This window comes from Caballeronia sp. AZ1_KS37, from assembly GCF_023631165.1.
In the GTDB taxonomy this organism is placed as follows: domain Bacteria; phylum Pseudomonadota; class Gammaproteobacteria; order Burkholderiales; family Burkholderiaceae; genus Caballeronia; species Caballeronia zhejiangensis.
Genome location: NZ_JALQDP010000029.1, coordinates 105,707 through 126,570, shown reverse-complemented (window position 1 = coordinate 126,570; position 20,864 = coordinate 105,707). Strand labels below are relative to the sequence as shown.

Sequence of the window (20,864 nt, the reverse complement as noted above, 5' to 3'; positions counted from 1 at the left end):
CGGCCAATACAGTTTGCAGCATTCTGCCAGCACAGTTGGCAGCGCAGTGAAGCAACTGTCTATGCCTTGCAATTTTGCCGGGGAATACAGTGACCGTACTTCTTCAGGAGACCCTGTGATGACCGCTCGCCCCGTGATCGAAGACCTCTCGTCGTTCTGGATGCCGTTCACCGCCAATCGCCAGTTCAAGGCCGCGCCGCGCATGCTCGACAGCGCCAAGGGCATGTACTACCGCTCGACCGATGGCCGCGAAGTGCTCGACGGCACGGCCGGACTGTGGTGCGTGAACGCAGGCCATTGCCGCGACGAGATCGTCGATGCGGTGCAAAAGGCACTTTCGACGCTCGATTTCGCGCCGACCTTCCAGATGGGCCATCCGCTCGCATTCGAAGCGGCGACCAAAGTCGCGAGCCTGATGCCCGAAGGCCTCGACCGCATCTTCTTCACGAACTCGGGCTCCGAGTCGGTCGATACGGCGCTCAAGATCGCGCTGGCGTATCACCGCGCGCGCGGCGAAGGCCAGCGCACGCGTCTGATCGGCCGTGAGCGCGGCTATCACGGCGTCGGCTTCGGCGGCATTTCGGTCGGCGGCATCGCGCCGAATCGCAAGACGTTCTCGGGCGCGCTGCTGCCGTCGGTCGATCATCTGCCGCATACGCACGATCTCGCGCACAACGCATTCACGAAAGGCCAGCCCGCGTGGGGCGATCATCTCGCCGATGACCTCGAGCGCATCATCGCGCTGCACGATCCGTCGACGATCGCCGCCGTGATCGTCGAGCCGCTCGCCGGTTCGACAGGCGTGCTCGTGCCGCCGCAAGGCTATCTGCAAAAGCTGCGCGATATCTGCACGAAGTACGGCATTCTTCTGATCTTCGACGAAGTCATCACCGGCTTCGGACGTTTGGGTAAAGCGACGGCCAGTGAATACTTCGGCGTAACGCCCGACCTCATCACGATGGCCAAGGCCATCAACAACGCGACCATTCCGATGGGCGCCGTCGCCGCGCATCGCAACGTGCACGACACGGTCGTCAACGCGGGCGCGGCCAACGCCATCGAACTGTTCCATGGCTACACCTATTCGGCGCACCCGGTCGCGGCCGCAGCGGCCATCGCGACGCTCGATCTGTATCAGCGCGACAAGCTGTTCGAGCGCGCGGCATCGAAGGCCGCGAAGTTCGAAAGCGCCGCACACGCGCTGCGCGATGCGCCGTTCGTGAAGGACATTCGCAATCTTGGCCTCGTCGCGGGCATCGAGCTCGATCCGCGCGAAGGCGCACCCGGCGCGCGCGCGTATGAAGTGTTCGTCAAGTGCTTCGAGGCGGGCGTGCTCGTGCGCTACACCGGCGATATCCTCGCGTTCTCGCCGCCGCTCATCATCGAAGACGATCAGATCGATCAGATCTTCGCGACGGTGCGAAAGGCGCTGGAAAGCGTGAAATAAGCGGCTTTTGCGGTTGCTCGCGGCCCGGCTTCCTGCGATGGAAAGCCGGGCTTTTTATCGCTCCATGACAAGCAACGTAGATGTCGCCGATGCGAACAATCTGCCGCTCGCGTCCTTGAGCGTCGCTTCGGCGAACGCGGCGCGCCGTCCGATCGACAGCACGCGTCCTTCCGCGCGCAACACGCCCGAGTCGCGCGTGAGCGCCTTGTGATACGCGACCTTCAGTTCGAGCGTCGTGTACGCCTGCGTCGCGGTCAGGCATGAATGCACCGAGCAGCCGCACGCGGAATCGAGCAGTGTCGCCGCATAGCCGCCGTGCACGGTGCCGATCGGGTTATACGCGTGATCGCCGGGGACGCCCGCGAACACTGCCCTGCCCGCTTCCACTTCGATGAAATCGAAATCCAGCGATACCAGAATGCCCGGCTTGCGCCCGCTTGCGATCAATCTGCGCAATTGCGCGAGACCGTCGAGGCCGGCGGCGGTTTCTTCGATCAAACTCATTTCGGCGTCTCCGTTTTATCGCTGGCGGTCTTGATCGCATCGTCGTCGCCGGTCGCGCTCCAACCGCCGCCGAGCGAGCGATAAAGCGCCACCGCGGCAAGCGCGTGTTCGCGCTTCGATTGATTCAGCGCATCGGCATCGCGCAGATACGATTGTTGCGCGTCGAGCACATCGAGAAAGCTGGCCGCGCCGCCCTTGTACAACTGCGTCGACAGCGTGAGCGATTGACCGGATGCCGAGAGCGCTTCGGTGAGACGCGCGGTCGATTCGGTCGTGCTGACGAGATCGCTGCGCGTATCCTCGACATCCTTCAGCGCTTCGAGCATCGTCTGACGCAGATGCAGTTCCGACTCGCGCATCCGGCTCTCGTTCTGCTCGATCTCCGCCGTGATGCGTCCGGCGTTGAAGATCGGGCTCGTCGCGTTGAGCGCGGCGGAAAAGAGGTTATCGGTCAGCGTCGGCAAGCCGAGATACGACGAGGCGAGCAAGCCATCCGACAAGCGCAGCGAGAACTTCGGATAACGCTCGGCACGCGCGACGCCCACTTCCGCCGCGCGCTGCTGAACGGTCGCATACGCGACGAGCACATCGGGGCGGCGCAACAAGGCATCGGACGGCAACATCTGCGGCGCGCCGCTGGCGGGAACGGGAATCACGGGCGCGTCGCCCGCATCCGCGAGCATCAGCCTGTCGATGGATTCCGGCGTGCGGCCCGAATACACCGCGATCAGACTCAGCTGATGCTGGATCGTCGATTGCGTGCGCGGGATGCGTGATTGCAGGTCGCTCAACTGATTCTGCGCACGCGCGACATCGAGTTGAGTCGACAGACCGTATTGCAGGCGTCGTTGCGTGAGTTTCAACGCGCGTTCGCGAATCTGCAGATTGTCTTGCAGGATCTTCGATTCCGCCTGCGCCCAGCGAAGGTCGACATACGCAGCGGCCGTATCCGCGGCGAGCGCGAGCCTGATCTGATCCGCGGCGTGTTCGCGGCCGACAAGCTGCGCCTGCGATGCCAGCAGTTCCAGCCGCTCGCCGCCGAACACGTCCGGCGTCCAGCTCAGCGCGAGGCCGAAGCCCGCCTGCTTCACATAGCCGAGCGGCGGCGGCGTGTTCTGCCGCGTGTACGCGCCGCCCGCGCTCGCATCCAGTTGCGGGAGCAAGGCCGCGCGGCGTTGCGTCGTGAGCGCTTGCGCCTGCTTCACGCGCTCGACGGCGGCTTGAACATCGAGGTTATCGTTCAGCACCGACGCGACGAGTTCATGCATCACCGGATCGTTGAACTGATTCCACCATGCAGCGGGATCGACGGCCTGTCTCGGCACATCGACGCTCCAGTCCGTGGGCGCGGTCGCGTTGACCGTCGCGGGAAGATCGGCGTGCGTGGCAGGCTGCACCGCGCACGCGGCGAGCGTCAGCGCGGTCACGCCGGAAAGTATTGCGACGAGAAGTTTCTTCATGATCGAAGCATCCAGATAAGGCCCGGTTCAATGCGCGTCGGACGAAGGCGGCGCGCTCGTGATCGGCTTGGCGAACATCACCGTCATCAGGCCGAAGAGGAAACACAGCGCGAGCACGTAGAAGCAATCGGCGAAGGTCAGCACGAGCGCCTCGCGCATCACGAGCGCGTGCAGCGATGCCAGCCCCGCTTGCGAGGCGTTCAACGCATCGCCGGCGACGGAAGCGAGATGCGCCGAACTGCGCGCGATCATGTCGTCGACGACCGGCCGGCCAATCGTCACGCTCTCGTTCAGATGCAGGTAATGCAGATTGAGGCGATCGTTGAGCATCGTCGCGCTCACCGCGATGCCGATTGCGCCGCCGAGATTGCGCATCAGATTGAACAGCCCGCTCGCCGATTTGAGCCGCGATGGCGGAAGCGAACCGAGCGCCATCGTCACGATGGGCGGTACCGCGAATTGCTGGCCGATGCCGCGCAGCGCCTGCGGCAGCAGGAACTGTTGCCAGCCCCAGTCGTGCGTCAGCGGCGTATAGAAGTAACAGCCCGCGCCGAAGCAGATCAGACCGAATGCGAGCAGCACGCGCATGTCGATGAAGCGCGACGCGAACCCGTACACGCCGATGGAAAGCAGTTGAAAACAGCCGACGGAAAGCAGCGCGAGACCCGTATGCAGCGAATCGAAGCCACGCACGCGCGCGAGGAACACGGGCGTCAGAAACACCGACACGAAGATGCCGATGCCCGTCACGAACGAAAGCAGACTGCCGATCGCGAAGTTGCGCACCGCGAGCGCACGCAGATCGACGATCGGATCCTTCGCCGTGAACGCATGCACGAGGAACAGGAAGCCGCAGATCCCCGAAATCCACGCACAGACGATGATGACGTCGTCGCCGAACCAGTTCTTGCGCGGCCCTTCTTCGAGCACGTATTCCAGACAGCCGAGAAAGCCCGACATCAGCACGATGCCGATGTAATCGCCCTTCTTCAGCAGCGAAACATTGGGCTCGTCGACGTGCACGTACTTCGGCACGAGCAACGCGACGACGAGACCCGGCACCACGTTCAGATAGAAGAGCCAGTGCCACGACCATTGATCGGTGATCCATCCGCCGATCACCGGTCCGACTGCGGGCGCGAGCGACGCCAGCGCGCCGATAGTTGTAGATGCAATCAATCGCTGCTTGCCGGGGAACAGCACGAAGGCGGTCGTGAAGACGGTCGGGATCATCGCGGCGCCGAGCGCGCCTTGCAGTCCGCGAAAGAGGATCATCGAATTGATGTCCCACGCCATGCCGCACAACATGCTCGTGAGCGTGAAGCCGATTGCCGATGCGACGAACAGCCAGCGCGTGGAGAACACTTTCGAGAGCCAGCCCGACATCGGAATGACGAGAATTTCGGCAATCAGATACGACGTCTGCACCCACGACAGCTCGTCCTGGCTCGCCGACAATCCGCCGCCGATATCCTTGAGCGACGACGCGACGATCTGGATATCGAGCGTCGCCATGAAGAAGCCGAGGCACATCAGCGCGAAGGCGAACACGCGTTGCCGTATCGGCTGGCTCGCGGGATCGGAAGGAATGGTGTGTGTCATCGCCGCGCTCCTCAGCCGTTCGACTGCTTCGCGAGATGCACCTTCACCGTCGCCGACAAGCCCGGACGCAGCACCGTTTCCATGCCCTTCGGCACATCGAGGCGGATGCGAACCGGCACCCGCTGCACGATCTTCGTGAAGTTGCCCGTCGCGTTCTCGGCGGGCAGCACGCTGAAGGTCGCGCCGGTCGCGGGCGCGAGACTTTCGACGTGACCGGTGAGCGGCACGCTCGATGCGTCGAGTTCGACGTCGGCTTCGTCGCCCGCGCGCATCTTCTTCAACTGATCTTCCTTGAAGTTCGCATCGACCCAAAGGCCCGTCGACGGAACGATGGTCAGCAGCGATGTGCCCACGTTCGCGAGCACGCCCACGCGCGCCGTGCGATTGCCGACATAGCCATCGACCGGCGAGCGGATCGTCGTGTATTCGACGTTCAGCTCCGCGACACGACGTGCCGCTTCCGCTGTCGCGACGCGCGCCTGCGCATCGGCGATCTGCGCTTCGATCACGCTTAACTGACGCTTGGCCGCGACGAGCGACGCGCCGCTGCGATCCACCGCCGCCTGCGCCTTCGTGTAGTCCGCGTCCGCGCGCTCGACGATCTGGTTCGACACCGCATCGTCCTTCACGAGTTCGCGATAGCGCGAACGGTCCTGCCCGGTGCGCGTGAGTTCCGCCGACGACGCGCGCACTTCCGCCTGCTGCTGGTTGATGACGGCCGCCTGCAGCGCGTCCTTCGCCTGCAACTCGACCACCGCCGCGCGCGCGCCCGACAATTCGGCGTCGGCTTGAGCGAGGCGCGCATCGTAATCGCGGGCGTCGAGGCGGATCAGCACTTGCCCCGCCTTAACGGGCTGATTGTCCTGCACGAGCACGTCGGTGACGAAACCGTTCACCTTCGGCGCGAGCACGGTGACATCGCCGCCGACGTAGGCATCGTCGGTCGTCTGAATGAAGCGCAGCACGAGCGCCCAGTACGTGGCCGCCGCGATCAGCACGAGCCCGACCAGGCCAAGCGCGAGCAGCATCCAGGGAATCTTGCGCGCGGGCCGCGCGAGCGCCGGCGCCGCTACCGAAGGAATATTCGTCGTAGGAGTCGTCATCTGCGATGAGTGCATATGCACAATTAAGTTTGAAGGAAGGCTTGAATCCATTGCCCGTCATAGCCCGGAAGACTAGTTGTGCATATGCACCAAGTCAACCGTCACGGCGCGCATGAATGAATGACGCAGACGGAAAGAATCGCGCCGAGCCTGTGCTACAAGGCGCGAAGACGGTTTGCCGGCGCGTCGGGACGCAGGCTCCCGTCGGCGCAGAAGCGCACGGCATGCTCGACGAACGCGCGCACCTTGGCCGGCAACAGCGCGCGCGTGCTGTACGCGATCCGGATTTCGATCGCGGAATCGACGCGCTCGTAGGCGTCGAGCAGCGTGATGAGCCGCCCCGACGCGACCTCTTCGGCCACGAGCGCCGTCGGCAACACGCCGATGCCGAAGCCCTGCAAGGCCATCTCGCGATTGAACACCGCACTGTTCGACGTGATGTCGTGACTGAGCGGCACGCGCAGTTCCTCGCCGCCGATGCGGAACGTGACCGCCGGCTTGCGGATCGACGGCGACATCGGCACGAACACATGATCGGCGAGTTCGGACGGATGGCGCGGCGCGGGACGTTGCGCGAGATACGCGGGGCTCGCGACGAGCACGAGCGGAATGGTTTCCAGCAGGCGCGTGACGGCGGTATCGGTCGATAGCATGAACGGCAGCACGATGGCGAGATCGTAGCCTTCGCCGACGAGATCGATGGGTCGCTCCGTCAGCGTCACGTCGAGGCGCACATGCGGATGCGCGCGCCTGAAGCTCGCGACGAGCGGCGCGTAGCGGCTCATCATCACGGTCGTGTGCGAGACGAGCCGCAACAGGCCGGTCGCTTCGCTCGCGCGGTTCGACGCGCGCTCTTCCATCGCCTGCAATTCGTCGAGCAGACGCGAGCAGTCGGCGAAGAAGCGCTCGGCGGTTTCCGTCAGCGAGATCTGCCGCGTCGTGCGATTGAAGAGCCGGCTGCCGAGGCGGTCTTCGAGGCCGGCGATGGCACGCGATACGACGGGCGGCGACAAGCCGAGTATGTCGGCCGCACGCGCGAAGCTCTTCGCTTCGACCACCGTGCAAAACACCTTCAGGCTCGTCAGATAGTCCATGTGCGCGTTCGCGATGCGTGCGGAAGCCCCGATCATGGCACGAAGCCGCCGCATTCGCACGATGAGACGATCGCGCGGTTTTACGAGCCGCGCGAGCATTCACGCGAAAGACGCACGCGCCTAAAGTTCAACCCATGCCATCCACATGGCCAACCACCGAACGAAGGAGCACACCATGTCACGTCTTTCCCAAATCAACGTCAACGAAGCAACGGGCGTCACCGCCGATCTTTTCGCCGCGATCAAGAAGGCCGCGGGCAAGGTGCCGAACGCTTACGCGACCATCGGCACGCATAGCCCGGCCGCGCTCGGCGCAGCGCTCAACGGCGATGCGATTCTCGCGAAGAGCAGCCTCGACAAGGCCGATGTCGAAGCGATCAAGCTCGCCGTCAGCGAACTCGCGGGCTGTGATTACTGTGCCGCCGCGCATACGCTCGTCGGCAAGATGGTCGGGCTGTCGCAGAAGGAAACGCAGCAAATTCGCGCGGGCGAAGCGACCGGCAATGCAAAGCGCGATGCGCTCGTGCGCTTCGTGCGGCATGTCGCGGGCACGACCGGCACGATCGACGCGGCGCGTCTTACCGAAGTGCGCGAAGCGGGCTATTCGGAAGCGCAAGTCATCGACACGCTGTTTGCGATGAGCGTCATCAATTTCACGAACCTCGTGAACCGCGTGAACGACACGGTGATCGACTTCCCTGCTCTCGTCTAGGTTTGCGTCGAGCCTTTGGTCAGCCGGTCGATGACGGAACTCACGAGATCGACCGGCACCGGAAAGACGATCGTCGAGTTCTTGTCGCCGGCGATCGACGTGAGCGTTTGCAGATAGCGCAACTGCATCGCCTGCGGCTGCTGCGCGAGCATCTGCGCCGCTTGCAGCAGCTTCTCCGATGCCTGCAACTCGCCTTCCGCATGGATGATCTTCGCGCGCCGCTCGCGCTCCGCTTCGGCCTGGCGGGCGATCGCGCGGATCATCGTTTCGTTGATGTCGACGTCCTTGATCTCGACGTTCGATACCTTGATGCCCCATGCGTCCGTCTGCGAATCGAGCACGCGCTGGATGTCGGTATTGAGGCGCTCGCGCTCGGACAGCAACTCGTCGAGCTCGTGCTTGCCGAGAATCGCGCGCAACGTCGTTTGTGCGAGCTGGCTCGTTGCTTCGAGAAAACGCGCGACCTGAATCACCGCCTTCTCCGGATCGACGACGCGAAAGTACACGACCGCATTCACCTTCACCGACACGTTGTCGCGCGTGATGACGTCCTGCGGCGGCACGTCGAACACGACGGTGCGCAAGTCCATTCGCACGACCTGCTGCACGACCGGAATGATGAGCACGAGCCCCGGCCCTTTCACCTTCCAGAAGCGCCCGAGCATGAACACGACGCCGCGCTCGTACTCGCGAAAAATACGCACCGCCGACGCGACGATGAAGACGACGAACGCAATGACAATGCCGCTGAAACCGAAGGTAAGCCCCATTTTTCAAGCCTCGTTGTCGATGTGTTCAGGAATGGCCCGCCTCGCGTTCGCCTTCGAGCGGCTCGACGGTCAGCGTAAGACCGTGGCGCGAAATCACCCGCACGCGCGCGCCTTCTTGCGGCAACGCTCGCGGCGCGTCCGCCTGCACGCGCCAGCGTTCGCCCTGCACGCGCGCCCAGCCGCTGCCGGATTCGTGCGCCAGCATCACGCCGATGGTGCCGAGCATCGCTTCGCCGCCGCTCACGACGGGCCGCTTGCGCGCTTTCAACGCGACGCCCGACACGGTGAACACGAAGAGCGCCGTGAAGAGCGCGAGCCCGGCAACGAGCCCGACCGGAATGCCGAAGCCGGGGACGTCGGTATCGATCAGCATGAGCGCGCCGATCGCGAACGCGATGATTCCGCCGATGCCGAGCGAGCCGAATGTCGGCAGAAACATTTCCGCGACGAGAAAGCCCATGCCGAGCACGATCAATCCGAGTCCGACGAAACTGATCGGCAATAGTTGCAAAGCGAACAATCCGACGAGCAGGCAGATCGCGCCCGCGACGCCCGGCAGCACCATGCCCGGATTCGCGAACTCGAAGAAGAGGCCGTACATGCCGATCATCATCAGGATGAGCGCGACGCTCGGGTCGGTGATCGTCGCGAGAAAGCGGCTGCGCCAGTCGGGTTGCAGCACGACGAGCGGCGCCTGTTTCGTCGCGAGAACGCGATCGCCGCTCGCGGTTTTGACATGACGGCCGTCGAGTTTCGCGAGCAGGTCGGGAACGTCGTTGGCGGTCACGTCGATGACCTTCTGCTCCAGCGCTTCCGTCGCCGATAACGCGACCGCCTCGCGCACCGCGCGCTCGGCCCATTGCACGTTGCGTCCGCGCAATTGCGCGAGGCCGCGGATGTAGGCGGCGGCGTCCTGCATCTGCTTGCGCGTTTCGGTCGACTGCGCGTCTGCGTTCGACGCCGCCTTGCCCTCGCGCTCCGATCCGCCGATGCCAAGCTGCACCGGCGACGCCGCGCCCAGATTCGTGCCGGGCGCCATCGCGGCGATATGGCTCGCGTACGTGATGTACGTGCCCGCGCTCGCAGCGCGCGCCCCGCTCGGCGCGATGAACGCGGCCACCGGCACCGGCGACGCGAGCATCGCCTGAATGATCGAGCGCATCGAGAGATCGAGGCCGCCGGGCGTGTCGAGTTCGAGCACGACGAGTTGCGCGTGCTCGTCTGCGGCGCGGGCGAGCGAGCGCACGACGTAATCCGCGCTCGCCGGCCCGATCGCGCCCTTCAGCGGAATCACGACGACGGGCGCCGCCACGGCGGCTACGGCGCTCATCGGCACGAGGGCGAACGCCATCAGCAGCAGCGCGTGGCGCACGCGTCTGCACAGCCAGTCAGCGAAGTTCGTTTTCATCGGCGAAAGCCGGACGCGCATATGCGCGGCGGTTCCTCGTGTTTGGTCTCTCTTTTAGCTTAGGTCAATTGCGAGATCACGGCCGGCGCGTCGTTCGGTCGATGACCTTTTCGACATCGGCCGTTTCGCCGAGCTCTTTCACGAAGCGCGCCGTGTCGAAGTCGCCCGACACGCAGCCGTCGAGATAGATGAAGCGGCGCTGCAACGTGAGCCACAAACTCGTTTTCTCGCGCCACTGCAGCGAGGCGTTGAGCGAATTCAGGCGCCGCGTCACGCTTTCGGCAATTTCCTTGTCGTAGTCGTAGCTGTTGGCGAGCCGGCAGCGCCCCGCGATCCAGCAGCTATTGCCGCGTTCGATGCGGTAATGCGCTTCGTCGAGCCATTCCTGATGCGTTTCGAACGGGCCGCGCGGAGCGGCGCAATCGGCGATGGCGCTCGAAACGTGCAGAAACGGATCGTTGCCGCGGTTCTCGCGCCTTTCTTCGGCGTGTGTCCCGTACGGGGCCGCGGCGAGCACAGCCGCCAGCGCGAGCGTTCCGTAAGCCGCGTTTCGTGTCATCGTGCGCGCCTTTCGTGGAGCCATCGTCCAGACAGCATAGTTCATCGCGTCGAATCGAACGCCACGCGGGAAGCCGGTAAACTCACGATGTGGCGCACCGCCCATTCCTCGCACCGAGACCGACATGAAACAGGCACTCCACCATCTGACGGTCGCGACAGGCTCGCGCGGCCTGCACGAAGTCACCCACGACGTCGATCACTGGATCGACCTTCAGGACATCCGCACTGGCTTGCTCACGCTGTTTTGCCGGCATACGTCGGCATCGTTGCTGATTCAGGAGAACGCCGACCCCGACGTGCGCGTGGATCTCGAACGCTATTTCGAGTCGGTCGCGCCCGAAGCGCCCGGCCGCTACGTGCACGACACCGAAGGCCCCGACGACATGCCCGCGCATCTGCGCACCGCGCTGACCACGGTGCAGCTTTCGATTCCCGTCGAGGCCGGCCGGATGGTGCTCGGCACTTGGCAGGGCATCTACGTGTTCGAGCACCGGACGGCGCAGCATCAGCGCGAACTCGTCTTGCATCTGATCGGCGAGTGACCTAATATACGCACCGCGTATATTTCGGGAGCGGTGACGGTGACTCAGGAACTTCAGCAGCAGACGATTCTTCGCGATGCGATGCGGCGTCTGAACATGACGCGCGACGCGTTCGCATCGCGCATCGGCGTGTCGCGGCGTGCGCTGGACACATGGTTGCTGCCGGACGAATCGCCGGAGTCGCGCGCGATGCCGGAGATCGCCGCGCGCTATGTCGGCGAGATTCTCGGCGGTTTGCCGGAAGGTGGCCCATATACGCAAAGCGCACATTTGACCATCGACTTCGAAGGCCGGCCGCAATTGCTTTCGATCGACCAGTTTTCGCGCGACTCGGCTGAAGCGCTGTTCCGCACGGCCGACATGATGCAGCCCATCGCGCGGCGCAAAAAAATCACGCGCGTGCTCGAAGGCGCGGTGCTTGCAAATCTGTTCTTCGAGGCCAGCACGCGCACGCGCGTGAGTTTCGGCGCGGCGTTCGCGCGCCTCGGCGGCTCCGTGTGCGACACGACCGGCTTCACCTTTTCGTCGATGGCGAAAGGCGAGTCGATCTACGACACGAGCCGCGTCATCAGCGGATACGCCGACGCGATTGTCGTGCGGCATCCGGAGCAAGGCTCCGTCGCGGAATTCGCGCGCGCGACGAACATTCCCGTCATCAATGCCGGCGACGGCCCGGGCGAGCATCCGAGTCAGGCGCTGCTCGATCTGTATACGATCCAGCGCGAGTTTTCGCGTCTCGGCAAGATCGTCGATGGCGCGCATATCGCGATGGTCGGCGATCTCAAGTACGGCCGCACCGTGCATTCGCTCGCCAAGCTGCTCTCGCTTTACAAAGGACTGAAATTTACGCTCGTGTCGCCGGGTTCGCTGGAGATGCCGGCGCATATCATCGAGCGCATCGCGCGCGGCGATCATGTGATCGAACAGACGAGCGACTTGCGCGCGGGACTCGCGGGCGCCGACGTGGTCTACGCGACGCGCATCCAGAAAGAGCGTTTCGCCGATGAGTCCATCGAAGGCTATACGCCGGATTTCCAGATCAACCAGGCGCTCGTCGACGATGTATGCGGACGCGACACGCTCATCATGCATCCGCTGCCGCGCGACAGCCGCCCCGGTGCGAACGATCTCGCCACCGACCTGAATCACGACTCGCGCCTCGCGATCTTCCGTCAGACCGACAACGGCATTGCGGTTCGCATGGCGATTTTCGCGGTGCTGCTCGGCGTCGAGCATCAGGTGCGTCACTCGATGCGCGATGCGGCATGGAAGTCGCCTGCTTCCATCGGTCCGGACGATGCGGTCTTTCATGGCTTCGATTGATACGTTTTTTACACGCGGCGCACATGTCTTTGCGTGACGTTGACGCGAGCCGCCGTATCCTTCTACACAAGGGAAACGTGATGGAGCAACGGCCATGGATATGTCGCTTGCGTGGGCGGTCAGCCGTCGAAAATTGCAGGATGATGGGTTAGGTGCATGTCAACGTGTGCGGGTTCTGGCGCTTGCGCATTTCGCGGATAGCGAAGCGTCGCGGGAACGCATACGCGCGTTGTTTCATTCGCCGCTTGGCATCTACGTGAGTCAGGCGCAGCGTGAAGGCTGCGAACTGCGGCTCGAATTCGATACTGCTAGCGAAGACCTTGCGTTCACCTTGCGAACGTTGAAGCGCGTCTTGCCGGAAGCGCGTGTCGAAGGGATCGCGCCGCGTGTGTTTGCGCATCGGATGAACACGCGCGACGCGGGATGAGGGTCATGCGGCCGGAAGCTCGCCAGACATCGACTGCCGACGATGATAAGCGGCGGATGATTCCAGTCGCTCAAACTCTTCGTAGGACAGATTCCACGTATCCGGATCGAGTTCGATGCCGCGCTGAATCGCCGCCTCTTCCTCGGGCGTAGGAAGGATGAATCCTCTATACGTTTGTTGCATACCGATTTATCTCTCTTCTGCTGGCGCGGCGCAAACTGATGATGCGCCGCGTTTCGTTTCTCTGCGTGAACGCTACGCAAACCATGAGGCCTCGAATAGGCGCGAAACCGACTTCGCGTACCTCTCCATAGTCGCGACGACCATCAACCTTCGGCGCGACATCGTCCCACGCAATCTCCCTCGCAAGCTCCAGCGACACACCATGCTGAAGCCGATTGATCGCGTCCTTCAACGGGTCAAACGTGATGTCGAAGTGCATTCATTGTGGTTCCCAGAAGTAGAAGTGACAAGGCGCGAAAGTTCTGATTTGCGGATTGCGATTCATCCGAACTCCGAACGATTTGCGTCACTTCATTCTTCTGAAAACCTCACGGCTTTTCTATAGACCGATTGGCCAACGAGCACGTATGATCCTGCAGCTCTTCGGATGACGCCCAGTTGCCTGGCTGAACGTGATCGTTGAGAAGAAAGAACGCATGCGCGCCATCGCCACGCACGGCGCCGACGAGCAGCAGCGTCTGTTCGCCCATGGTCTGGCCGCGGCTTGCGGCATAGGGCGCGACGAGCTTGAAGGGATCCGTATGCGCGAGATCAGCATCATCGATACGCATCGCGCTGTACACATGGCCGCGCAATCTCACCGGCAGCGGCTTCCACGCCGTGCCGATGCCCGGTCCCAGTTCGCGCAGCGTCTGGGCGACATCCGACGCGAGACAGTCGATATGAATGTGCAATTGATTCTGCGTGCGCCCGCTTGCCGAGTTGATCGCGAGCGAAATTTCGTCGCGCGGCAGCGTCCGGCGCAACGCGCGAAAGACATAGCCGCGCGCATTCCATGCGTCGCGAAAGTAATTCGGCGCGTGGGGCTCGAGCAGTTCGGGACTTTCGATGCCGGTCACGCGCGCGGTCGGAATCAGCAGATATTGCGCGACGCCGACGATATCCTTCAGCACCGCATAGCCGCCCGCCAGATTCACGTCCGCGCATTTCTGCCGGACCTGCGCGCCCTCGGCGGCGGGCTCGCAGTAGTCGTGGACGATTTCCCACAGCGCGTTGGGATTTGCCGCGCACGCGAGCGGCAGACAGAGCAAACCGGGCGCGGCGAGGCGGCGTAGCTTCTTTGTGATTTTCATCGGCATGATCGGGCGGCGCAAAAAATCGATAGCCTGCCGGATTATGCTTGCAGGCGCGTGACCACGCCGCGAAACGTGACAAAACTCCGCGTCGAATGCAACGCGGAGCTTCGTCGACCGATGCCCAAATCAAGCCGATTCAGTGCGATTCACCGGATGCGGTTCCTTCAGCTTGTTGGCGACGCGCGCCGCCTCGAAGTACGACGCGTTCGGCGGACGCTTCAGATACTGTCCCGCGCCGCGTTCCGCGCGCAGATCGCCGTCGGTCCACGCGAGCGCGCCGCGCGTGAGCGTGTGCGTCGCGACGCCCTGCACTTGCATGCCTTCGAAGACGTTGAAATCGACCTTTTGATGATGCGCCTTTACGGAGATCGTGCGCGTCGCGTTCGGATCCCATACGACGAGATCTGCGTCCGCGCCTATCTGCACCGCCCCCTTTCGCGGATAGAGATTGAAGATTTGCGCCGCGTTCGTCGATGTCACGCGCACGAATTCGTTCGGCGTGAGACGTCCCATGTTGACGCCGTGATGCCACAGCACCGACATGCGATCTTCCACGCCGCCGCAACCGTTGGGGATCTTCGTGAAGTCCTCGCGGCCCATCGCCTTCTGCGATGCGCAGAACACGCAATGATCCGTCGCCGTCGTATGAAGCTGTCCCGATTGCAGCCCGCGCCACAATGCTTCGCGGTGCTCGCTCGTGCGAAACGGCGGGCTCATCACGTGCGCGGCGGCGCGCGTCCAGTCGGGATCGCGATACACCGATTCATCGATCACCAGATGGCCCGGCAACACTTCACCGAACACGCGCAGTCCTTCGTTGCGCGCCTTGGCGATGACATCGACTGCATCTTTCGCCGACACATGCACGATATAGAGCGGCACGCCGAGCACTTGCGCGATGCGGATCGCGCGATTGGCCGCCTCGCCTTCCACTTCGGGCGGACGCGACAACGGATGCGCCTCCGGTCCCCTGAAGCCTTTCGCAAGTAGTTGCTTCTGCAACTGAAAGACGAGCTCGCCGTTTTCCGCGTGCACGGTCGGCAGCGCGCCGAGTTCAAGCGAGCGCGTGAAGCTGTTCACGAGCACTTCGTCGTCGGCCATGATTGCGTTTTTGTAGGCCATGAAGTGCTTGAAGCTCGACACACCGTGTTCGTGAACCAGCAGGCCCATGTCGCGATGCACCGACTCGTCCCACCACGTCACCGCGACGTGAAAGCCGTAGTCCGCCGATGCTTTCTCAGCCCAGCCGCGCCATTCTTTGAACGCATCCATGAGTGGTTGCTTCGGGCTCGGAATCACGAAGTCGATGATACTCGTCGTGCCGCCTGACAATCCCGCTGCGGTGCCGGTATAGAAATCGTCGCTCGCGGTGGTGCCCATGAAGGGCAGTTCCATGTGCGTGTGCGGATCGATGCCGCCCGGCATGACGTACTGACCGCCGGCGTCTATGGTGTGCGTATCGGACGGTGCCTCTATGTCGAGGCCTATCGCCAGGATCGTGCCACCGGCTTGCGGGTCTGCGCAGAGAACATCGGCGCGGTAGGTGCGGTCAGCGTCGATGATGGTGCCGCCGCGGATCAATGTTGGCATTGAAGTGTCCCTCCGGGGGGGTTGTCGTTGCGTTGCGTTGCGTTGCGTTGCTTGTTCGCTTCCGCTCTCGTGAAATCCTTTGTTCGTGTCGGTCTATTAGCACTGCCCCTGTGCGGGGCGGCACTCACTTTCTTTGCTGCTGCAAAGAAAGTAAGCAAAGAAAGCAGCTCCCGATACGCCCGCGGTCACACGCAATTTGGGTAGTCCTCTCGTCCATCGTGGGCTGCCTAAAGAGTGCCCTCATAGGCCCCATCGGGCTTGGCTCGCGCACGGTCTGTGTCATCGCACCACACAACAAACTGGTTCAGCACCAAATAGCTCCAGCCCGCTTCGCGGCCGAACGGCCAATCGGGTCCGCGAGTGCTTCTCTACTTACCCTTCCCTCTGACCACGCCGCGTGTTCCTCACGTTGGTTTCCCTTGCAGACCCGGCGGCAGCGCGTAGCGCTGTGCCGAAGCTGTTTCGTGCTGATCCAGCGCCCTTGGAAAACTAGCTTGTCAGACCGTGCGCGATCCAAGCCCGGTGAGTCCTTCGATGGCACTCTTTAGGCGAGTGCCATCTGCAACGAGAGAACTACCCAAATTGCGTGTGACCGCGGGCCTTAACGAGCTGCTTTCTTTGGTTACTTTCTTTGCAGCAGCAAAGAAAGTGACTGCCGCCCCGCACAGGGGCAACGCTCATAGACCACAAAGAAAACGGGATCCGGCGAAGCAAAAGCAAAAGCAAAAGCGAAAGCGAAAAACTCAAGCACTCAAAACCCTGGCCCGCGCGCCACCGCGCAACTTCATCCACGATCCATACACAACGGCAGCCAGCACGAGACCAACGAACCACGCATACGTATAGAGCGTATTGAAAAACGCGGGCACGTTAGGAAAGGAACCCGGAAACGCAGTGTGCAAAAAACCCGGCAGATTCGGCAGCACGCCGACCAAAAGCGCCACCACCGCCGCCACATTCCATCCGCCGCTATACGAATACTCACCGTCTTCATCGAAGAGTTCGCGCTGATCGAGCCGCGTGCCGCGAATCAAAAAGTAATCGACCATCAGAATGCCCGCGACCGGACCGAGCAGCGCCGAATAGCCCACGAGCCACGTGAAGATGTAACCCTGCGTAGTCGCGAGAATCTTCCAAGGCATCATGACGATGGCTATCGTCGCCGTAATCATGCCGCCCGCGCGATACGAAATCCCCTTCGGCCAAAGGCTCGAAAAATCGTAAGCCGGTCCAACGAGATTGGCCGCCAGATTGCAGCACATCGTATCGAGCGTGAGGATGATCAGTGCCACGCCCACACCGATGCCCGTCATGCGGCTCGTGAGATCGATCGGATCCCAGATCGCCTTGCCGTAGATCACGACCGTCGCCGACGTGACGACAACCGAGATCACCGAGAGCAGCGCCATCGGCACAGGCAGGCCGATCGATTGCCCGATCACCTGATCGCGTTGCGTGCGCGCGAAGCGCGTGAAGTCGGGAATGTTCAGCGCGAGCGTCGCCCAGAAGCCGACCATCGCCGTGAGCCCCGGCCAGAACGTAGCCCAGAAAAGCCCCTCCTTCTTGCCGCCCGCGACGAACTGCGACGGCGCCGAAAGCATGGAACCGATGCCGCCCGCCTTGCTCGTCGCCCACCACACGAGCGCGATGCACATCACAACCTTGATCGGCGCAGACCAACTTTCGAGCCAGCGAATCGAATCGGTGCCGTGCCAGATGAAGTAGAGCTGCAAGGCCCAGAACACGAGAAAGCACGCAAGTTGTCCGAGCGAGATATCGATGAGCGGCAGCGCCGCGCCATGCAATGCGTTTCCCGTCAGGATATTCAAGAGCGTATAGATGGCGCTGCCGCCCAGCCACGTCTGAATGCCGTACCAACCGCACGCGACGATCGCACGCAGCAGCGCCGGCAACTTCGCGCCTTGCGTGCCGAACGACGAGCGCACGAGTACCGCATACGGAATGCCGTGCTTCGCGCCCGCATGGCCGATCAGCAACATCGGCACGAGCACGATCATGTTGCCGAGCAGAACCGTCAACACCGCCTGCCACGGCGACATGCCCTGGTCCGTGAGACCCGCGGCCAGCATGTATGACGCAATGTTCATCACCATGCCGACCCACAACGCCGCGAAGTGATACCACTTCCACGTGCGCTGTGCGGGGCCGGTCGGTGCGAGGTCATCGTTATACAAGCTGCTCGTCTCGACGTCATGCGCTGTCTGATTCATCGGATGCACTCCGGTTGAGTGTGCGGTTGATCATGGGGATTCAACGACGACGAGCGCTACGTTATGTCTATGTTCATGCCGCTTTCGCGGGTTCTTCCGCATCGATGCGCGCGGGATTGTTCGGATGCGTGGTCCAGTTCGCATATTCGCCCGCATCGACGCGTTCCATCGTGATGCACTGCTCGACAGGACAAACGTGCATGCACAGATTGCAGCCGACGCATTCCGAATCGACCACTTCGAAATGACGCTTGCCGTCCTTCTCCTTCAGGATCGCCTGATGCGATGTGTCCTCGCAAGCGATATGACACAGCCCGCACTGGATGCACTTGTCCTGATCGATGCGCGCCTTGATGTCGTACTTGAGATTGAGATGCTTCCAGTCCGTGACGTTCGGCACGGCGCGCCCGCGAATGTCATCGAGCGTTGCGTAGCCTTTCTCGTCCATCCAGTTCGAGAGGCCATCGGCGAGATCGGACACGATGCGAAAGCCGTAGTGCATCGCGGCCGTGCACACCTGCACGCTGCCCGCGCCAAGCACCATGAATTCCGCCGCATCGCGCCACGATGAAATGCCGCCGATGCCGGAGATAGGCAGATTCGGCGTCTGCGGATCGCGCGCGATTTCGGCGACCATGTTCAGCGCGATCGGCTTCACGGCGGGACCACAATAGCCGCCGTGCGTGCCCTTGCCGTCGACGGTCGGCATCGGCGCCATCTGATCGAGATCGACCGCAACGATCGAGTTGATCGTGTTGATGAGCGACACGCCATCGGCGCCGCCTTTGAACGCGGCGCGCGAACCCATGCGAATATCGCTGATGTTCGGCGTGAGCTTCACGAGGCACGGCAGCTTCGTGCCTTCCTTCACCCAGCGCGTCACCATTTCGACATATTCAGGCACTTGTCCGACGGCCGCGCCCATGCCGCGTTCGCTCATGCCATGCGGACAACCGAAGTTCAGTTCCACCGCATCTGCGCCCGTGTCTTCCACTTGCGTGAGAATCCACTTCCAGTCCTTCTCGTTGCACGGAACCATCAACGAGACGATAAGCGCGCGATCGGGCCAGTCGCGCTTCACCTGTTCGATCTCGCGCAAGTTCACGTCGAGCGGTCTGTCCGTAATCAGTTCGATGTTATTCAGTCCTGCGATTCTTTGTCCGTTCCATTGCACCGCGCCGTAACGCGAACTCACGTTCACGACGTGCGGATCAAGCCCGAGCGTCTTCCACACGACGCCGCCCCAGCCCGCTTCGAAAGCGCGGTTGACGTTGTAGGCTTTGTCGGTCGGCGGCGCAGACGCGAGCCAGAAAGGATTCGGCGACGTGATGCCGGCGATGTTGCAAGTCAGATCGGCCATGTTCGTGGTTCTCCTTTTGGCTCAGGCGGCTTTGATCGCAGTCAGTTCGAACGACGCGTCGATGGACGCGGCCGCCAGCTTGCCGTCCTGTACGGCCTGCACGGTGAGATCGAGTCCTTCATGGGTCGCGCAATCGCCGCCGGCCCAGACTTTCGCGAGCGTCGTCTGACGGTTCTCGTCGGTGACGATGCGCCCGCCATCGAGCGTCAATAACTCGCGATCGATTCCGACGGGAACAAGCGTTTGCCCGATCGCCTTCAGCACCATGTCCGCTTCGATCACGAAGCGCTCGCCGCCGCGTTCGAACTCGACGCCCGTCACCTGCCCGTTATCGCCGACCAATCGCACCGGATTCGCGTGCGTGACGATGCTCACGCCGTTCGTCTGCGCGAACTCACGTTCGGCCCACGTCGCGCTCATGTTCTCGACGCCCCGCCGATACGCCATCGTCACGTTCGTCGCGCCAAGTTTGCGGCTTTGAACGCACGCATCGACCGCGGTGTTGCCGCCGCCGATCACGACGACGCGCCGCCCGACCGGCACGCTCGCGAGATCATCTGCCTCGCGCACTTGCTCGATGAAATCGACCGCGTTCATCACGCCTTCGAGCGCTTCGCCTTCGAGCGCCAGCTCGCGCACGCCAGCAAGGCCGAACGCGATGAACACTGCGTCGTATTGCTTGCGCAACTCGTCGAGCGTGAAGTCGCGGCCGAGCGACCGACCTATGTTGATCTCGATGCCGCCGATCGAATACAGCCATTCGATTTCGCGCTGCGCATAATCCTCGACGGTCTTGTACGCAGCAATGCCGTATTCGTTGAGTCCGCCTGGCTTCTCGCGCGCATCGAAGATCACCGCGCGATGCCCCGCAAGGGCAAGCCGATATGCACACGCGAGTCCCGCCGGTCCCGCACCGACGATCGCAATGCGGCGCCCGGTTTCCGGCGCGCGTTCGAATAACGCGACGCCTTTGGCCATCGCCCAATCGGTCGCATGACGCTGCAACGCGCCGATCTTCACCGGCTCGTCGCCCGGATGGTTGCGTACGCAACTACCCTCGCAAAGAATCTCCGTCGGGCACACGCGCGCGCACATTCCGCCGAGCGGATTGGCCGACAGGATATCGACGGCCGCGCCCTTCAGATTGCCGTTGCCGATCTTGCGGATGAAGCCTGGAATGTCGATGCTCGTCGGACATGCCTGGACGCACGGCGCGTCGTAGCAGTAGTGGCAGCGGCTCGCGGCGGCAGCGGCGGCGGTGGCGTCGAGGAGCGGCGCGACATCCGCGAATTCGCATGCGAGCTGTTCCTGCGTGAGGCGATGGCTCGCGATATCGCCGGTCGATTTCATGGTCATGCGCGTTCCTTGTGAGGACGTACGAGTGCCCGCCGTCCGCGTTCGATCGACGCGG

Annotated in this window: 19 protein-coding genes; 5 read left to right on the top strand and 14 right to left on the bottom strand. The window is 62.8% G+C overall.

Going from position 1 to position 20,864, the window contains the following annotated elements; all coding sequences use genetic code 11:
- Positions 1 to 118: 118 nt before the first annotated feature.
- Positions 119 to 1,447: an omega-aminotransferase AptA gene (aptA, locus tag NCS00_RS16090; RefSeq protein ID WP_250440489.1), complete on the top strand. Its 1,329-nt coding sequence runs from the start codon at positions 119 to 121 to the stop codon at positions 1,445 to 1,447.
- A 54-nt stretch (positions 1,448 to 1,501) separates the two neighbouring features.
- Here aptA and NCS00_RS16085 read toward each other — a convergent pair whose 3' ends face one another.
- The 5 genes from NCS00_RS16085 to NCS00_RS16065 form a co-directional block, all read right to left on the bottom strand.
- Entirely contained in the window at positions 1,502 to 1,951 is a 450-nt protein-coding gene (locus NCS00_RS16085) for a PaaI family thioesterase (RefSeq protein WP_008353692.1), read from the bottom strand.
- Entirely contained in the window at positions 1,948 to 3,411 is a 1,464-nt protein-coding gene (locus NCS00_RS16080; protein ID WP_175979174.1) for an efflux transporter outer membrane subunit, read from the bottom strand. The genes NCS00_RS16085 and NCS00_RS16080 overlap by 4 nt, the downstream gene beginning before the upstream one ends.
- 27 nt (positions 3,412 to 3,438) lie before the next feature.
- Positions 3,439 to 5,013, bottom strand: coding sequence for a DHA2 family efflux MFS transporter permease subunit (locus tag NCS00_RS16075; protein WP_175979173.1), 1,575 nt, complete (start codon positions 5,011 to 5,013; stop codon positions 3,439 to 3,441).
- 11 nt (positions 5,014 to 5,024) lie between these two features.
- Positions 5,025 to 6,116 carry an HlyD family secretion protein gene (locus NCS00_RS16070; protein WP_008353695.1) on the bottom strand — a complete coding sequence of 364 codons (1,092 nt, stop codon included), beginning with the start codon at positions 6,114 to 6,116 and terminating at the stop codon, positions 5,025 to 5,027.
- Positions 6,117 to 6,271: 155 nt separating this feature from the next.
- Positions 6,272 to 7,210: a LysR family transcriptional regulator gene (locus tag NCS00_RS16065; protein WP_250440511.1), complete on the bottom strand. Its 939-nt coding sequence runs from the start codon at positions 7,208 to 7,210 to the stop codon at positions 6,272 to 6,274.
- A gap of 175 nt (positions 7,211 to 7,385) precedes the next feature.
- Here NCS00_RS16065 and NCS00_RS16060 point away from each other — a divergent pair, with 175 nt between their 5' ends.
- Entirely contained in the window at positions 7,386 to 7,922 is a 537-nt protein-coding gene (locus NCS00_RS16060) for a carboxymuconolactone decarboxylase family protein (RefSeq protein ID WP_008353697.1), read from the top strand.
- On the opposite strand, the gene NCS00_RS16055 is transcribed toward NCS00_RS16060, so the two are convergent.
- From NCS00_RS16055 to NCS00_RS16045, 3 genes are all read right to left on the bottom strand, one after another.
- The gene (locus tag NCS00_RS16055) at positions 7,919 to 8,692 is read right to left on the bottom strand and encodes a slipin family protein (RefSeq protein ID WP_008353699.1); all 774 of its coding nucleotides are present in this window, start codon (positions 8,690 to 8,692) and stop codon (positions 7,919 to 7,921) included. The genes NCS00_RS16060 and NCS00_RS16055 overlap by 4 nt on opposite strands.
- 25 nt (positions 8,693 to 8,717) lie before the next feature.
- Positions 8,718 to 10,100: an NfeD family protein gene (locus tag NCS00_RS16050; RefSeq protein WP_502801583.1), complete on the bottom strand. Its 1,383-nt coding sequence runs from the start codon at positions 10,098 to 10,100 to the stop codon at positions 8,718 to 8,720.
- A gap of 76 nt (positions 10,101 to 10,176) precedes the next feature.
- Positions 10,177 to 10,659, bottom strand: coding sequence for a BON domain-containing protein (locus NCS00_RS16045; protein ID WP_250435612.1), 483 nt, complete (start codon positions 10,657 to 10,659; stop codon positions 10,177 to 10,179).
- 124 nt (positions 10,660 to 10,783) lie between these two features.
- Between NCS00_RS16045 and NCS00_RS16040 the strand changes: the two genes are divergently transcribed.
- Together NCS00_RS16040 and NCS00_RS16035 are read left to right on the top strand one after the other, a co-directional pair.
- Entirely contained in the window at positions 10,784 to 11,203 is a 420-nt protein-coding gene (locus tag NCS00_RS16040; protein ID WP_250440488.1) for a secondary thiamine-phosphate synthase enzyme YjbQ, read from the top strand.
- A gap of 39 nt (positions 11,204 to 11,242) precedes the next feature.
- On the top strand, positions 11,243 to 12,526 hold the full coding sequence (locus NCS00_RS16035) for an aspartate carbamoyltransferase (protein ID WP_033537153.1): 1,284 nt from the start codon (positions 11,243 to 11,245) through the stop codon (positions 12,524 to 12,526).
- Between the two features lie 148 nt (positions 12,527 to 12,674).
- On the opposite strand, the gene NCS00_RS16030 is transcribed toward NCS00_RS16035, so the two are convergent.
- Entirely contained in the window at positions 12,675 to 12,926 is a 252-nt protein-coding gene (locus NCS00_RS16030; protein WP_175979168.1) for a hypothetical protein, read from the bottom strand.
- Positions 12,927 to 13,110: 184 nt separating this feature from the next.
- On the opposite strand from NCS00_RS16030, the gene NCS00_RS33690 reads away from it, so the two are divergent.
- A complete protein-coding gene (locus tag NCS00_RS33690; protein WP_502801582.1) occupies positions 13,111 to 13,521 on the top strand; it encodes a hypothetical protein in 411 nt (136 codons plus the stop codon).
- Here the strand turns inward: NCS00_RS33690 and NCS00_RS16020 are convergent.
- From NCS00_RS16020 to NCS00_RS16000, 5 genes are all read right to left on the bottom strand, one after another.
- Positions 13,505 to 14,269 (bottom strand): CDP-diacylglycerol diphosphatase, encoded by a 765-nt coding sequence (locus NCS00_RS16020; protein ID WP_250440486.1) that lies wholly within the window; start codon positions 14,267 to 14,269, stop codon positions 13,505 to 13,507. The genes NCS00_RS33690 and NCS00_RS16020 overlap by 17 nt on opposite strands.
- 129 nt (positions 14,270 to 14,398) lie before the next feature.
- Positions 14,399 to 15,862 (bottom strand): dihydropyrimidinase, encoded by a 1,464-nt coding sequence (gene hydA, locus NCS00_RS16015; RefSeq protein ID WP_250440485.1) that lies wholly within the window; start codon positions 15,860 to 15,862, stop codon positions 14,399 to 14,401.
- 743 nt (positions 15,863 to 16,605) lie between these two features.
- The gene (locus NCS00_RS16010; RefSeq protein WP_175979164.1) at positions 16,606 to 18,093 is read right to left on the bottom strand and encodes an NCS1 family nucleobase:cation symporter-1; all 1,488 of its coding nucleotides are present in this window, start codon (positions 18,091 to 18,093) and stop codon (positions 16,606 to 16,608) included.
- A gap of 73 nt (positions 18,094 to 18,166) precedes the next feature.
- The gene (preA, locus tag NCS00_RS16005) at positions 18,167 to 19,453 is read right to left on the bottom strand and encodes an NAD-dependent dihydropyrimidine dehydrogenase subunit PreA (protein WP_008353716.1); all 1,287 of its coding nucleotides are present in this window, start codon (positions 19,451 to 19,453) and stop codon (positions 18,167 to 18,169) included.
- A gap of 21 nt (positions 19,454 to 19,474) precedes the next feature.
- Positions 19,475 to 20,809, bottom strand: a complete 1,335-nt coding sequence (locus tag NCS00_RS16000; RefSeq protein ID WP_250440484.1) for an NAD(P)-dependent oxidoreductase — start codon at positions 20,807 to 20,809, stop codon at positions 19,475 to 19,477.
- Between the last annotated feature and the right edge of the window lie 55 nt (positions 20,810 to 20,864).

Bases quoted from the DNA above. Each gene is read 5' to 3' on its own strand.
- NCS00_RS16065 (WP_250440511.1), bottom strand. From the start codon at position 7,210: ATGGACTATCTGACGAGCCTGAAGGTGTTTTGCACGGTGGTCGAAGCG.
- NCS00_RS16010 (WP_175979164.1), bottom strand. From the start codon at position 18,093: ATGAATCAGACAGCGCATGACGTCGAGACGAGCAGCTTGTATAACGAT.
- NCS00_RS16040 (WP_250440488.1), top strand. From the start codon at position 10,784: ATGAAACAGGCACTCCACCATCTGACGGTCGCGACAGGCTCGCGCGGC.
- NCS00_RS33690 (WP_502801582.1), top strand. From the start codon at position 13,111: ATGAATCCTCTATACGTTTGTTGCATACCGATTTATCTCTCTTCTGCT.
- NCS00_RS16085 (WP_008353692.1), bottom strand. From the start codon at position 1,951: ATGAGTTTGATCGAAGAAACCGCCGCCGGCCTCGACGGTCTCGCGCAA.
- preA (WP_008353716.1), bottom strand. From the start codon at position 19,453: ATGGCCGATCTGACTTGCAACATCGCCGGCATCACGTCGCCGAATCCT.
- NCS00_RS16055 (WP_008353699.1), bottom strand. From the start codon at position 8,692: ATGGGGCTTACCTTCGGTTTCAGCGGCATTGTCATTGCGTTCGTCGTC.
- NCS00_RS16075 (WP_175979173.1), bottom strand. From the start codon at position 5,013: ATGACACACACCATTCCTTCCGATCCCGCGAGCCAGCCGATACGGCAA.
- NCS00_RS16000 (WP_250440484.1), bottom strand. From the start codon at position 20,809: ATGACCATGAAATCGACCGGCGATATCGCGAGCCATCGCCTCACGCAG.
- hydA (WP_250440485.1), bottom strand. From the start codon at position 15,862: ATGCCAACATTGATCCGCGGCGGCACCATCATCGACGCTGACCGCACC.
- aptA (WP_250440489.1), top strand. From the start codon at position 119: ATGACCGCTCGCCCCGTGATCGAAGACCTCTCGTCGTTCTGGATGCCG.
- NCS00_RS16030 (WP_175979168.1), bottom strand. From the start codon at position 12,926: ATGCGCAAACACACGCGGCGCGATCCCTTCGACACGCGCTTCCGGCAA.
- NCS00_RS16050 (WP_502801583.1), bottom strand. From the start codon at position 10,100: ATGAAAACGAACTTCGCTGACTGGCTGTGCAGACGCGTGCGCCACGCG.
- NCS00_RS16080 (WP_175979174.1), bottom strand. From the start codon at position 3,411: ATGAAGAAACTTCTCGTCGCAATACTTTCCGGCGTGACCGCGCTGACG.
- NCS00_RS16070 (WP_008353695.1), bottom strand. From the start codon at position 6,116: ATGACGACTCCTACGACGAATATTCCTTCGGTAGCGGCGCCGGCGCTC.
- NCS00_RS16060 (WP_008353697.1), top strand. From the start codon at position 7,386: ATGTCACGTCTTTCCCAAATCAACGTCAACGAAGCAACGGGCGTCACC.
- NCS00_RS16020 (WP_250440486.1), bottom strand. From the start codon at position 14,269: ATGAAAATCACAAAGAAGCTACGCCGCCTCGCCGCGCCCGGTTTGCTC.
- NCS00_RS16045 (WP_250435612.1), bottom strand. From the start codon at position 10,659: ATGACACGAAACGCGGCTTACGGAACGCTCGCGCTGGCGGCTGTGCTC.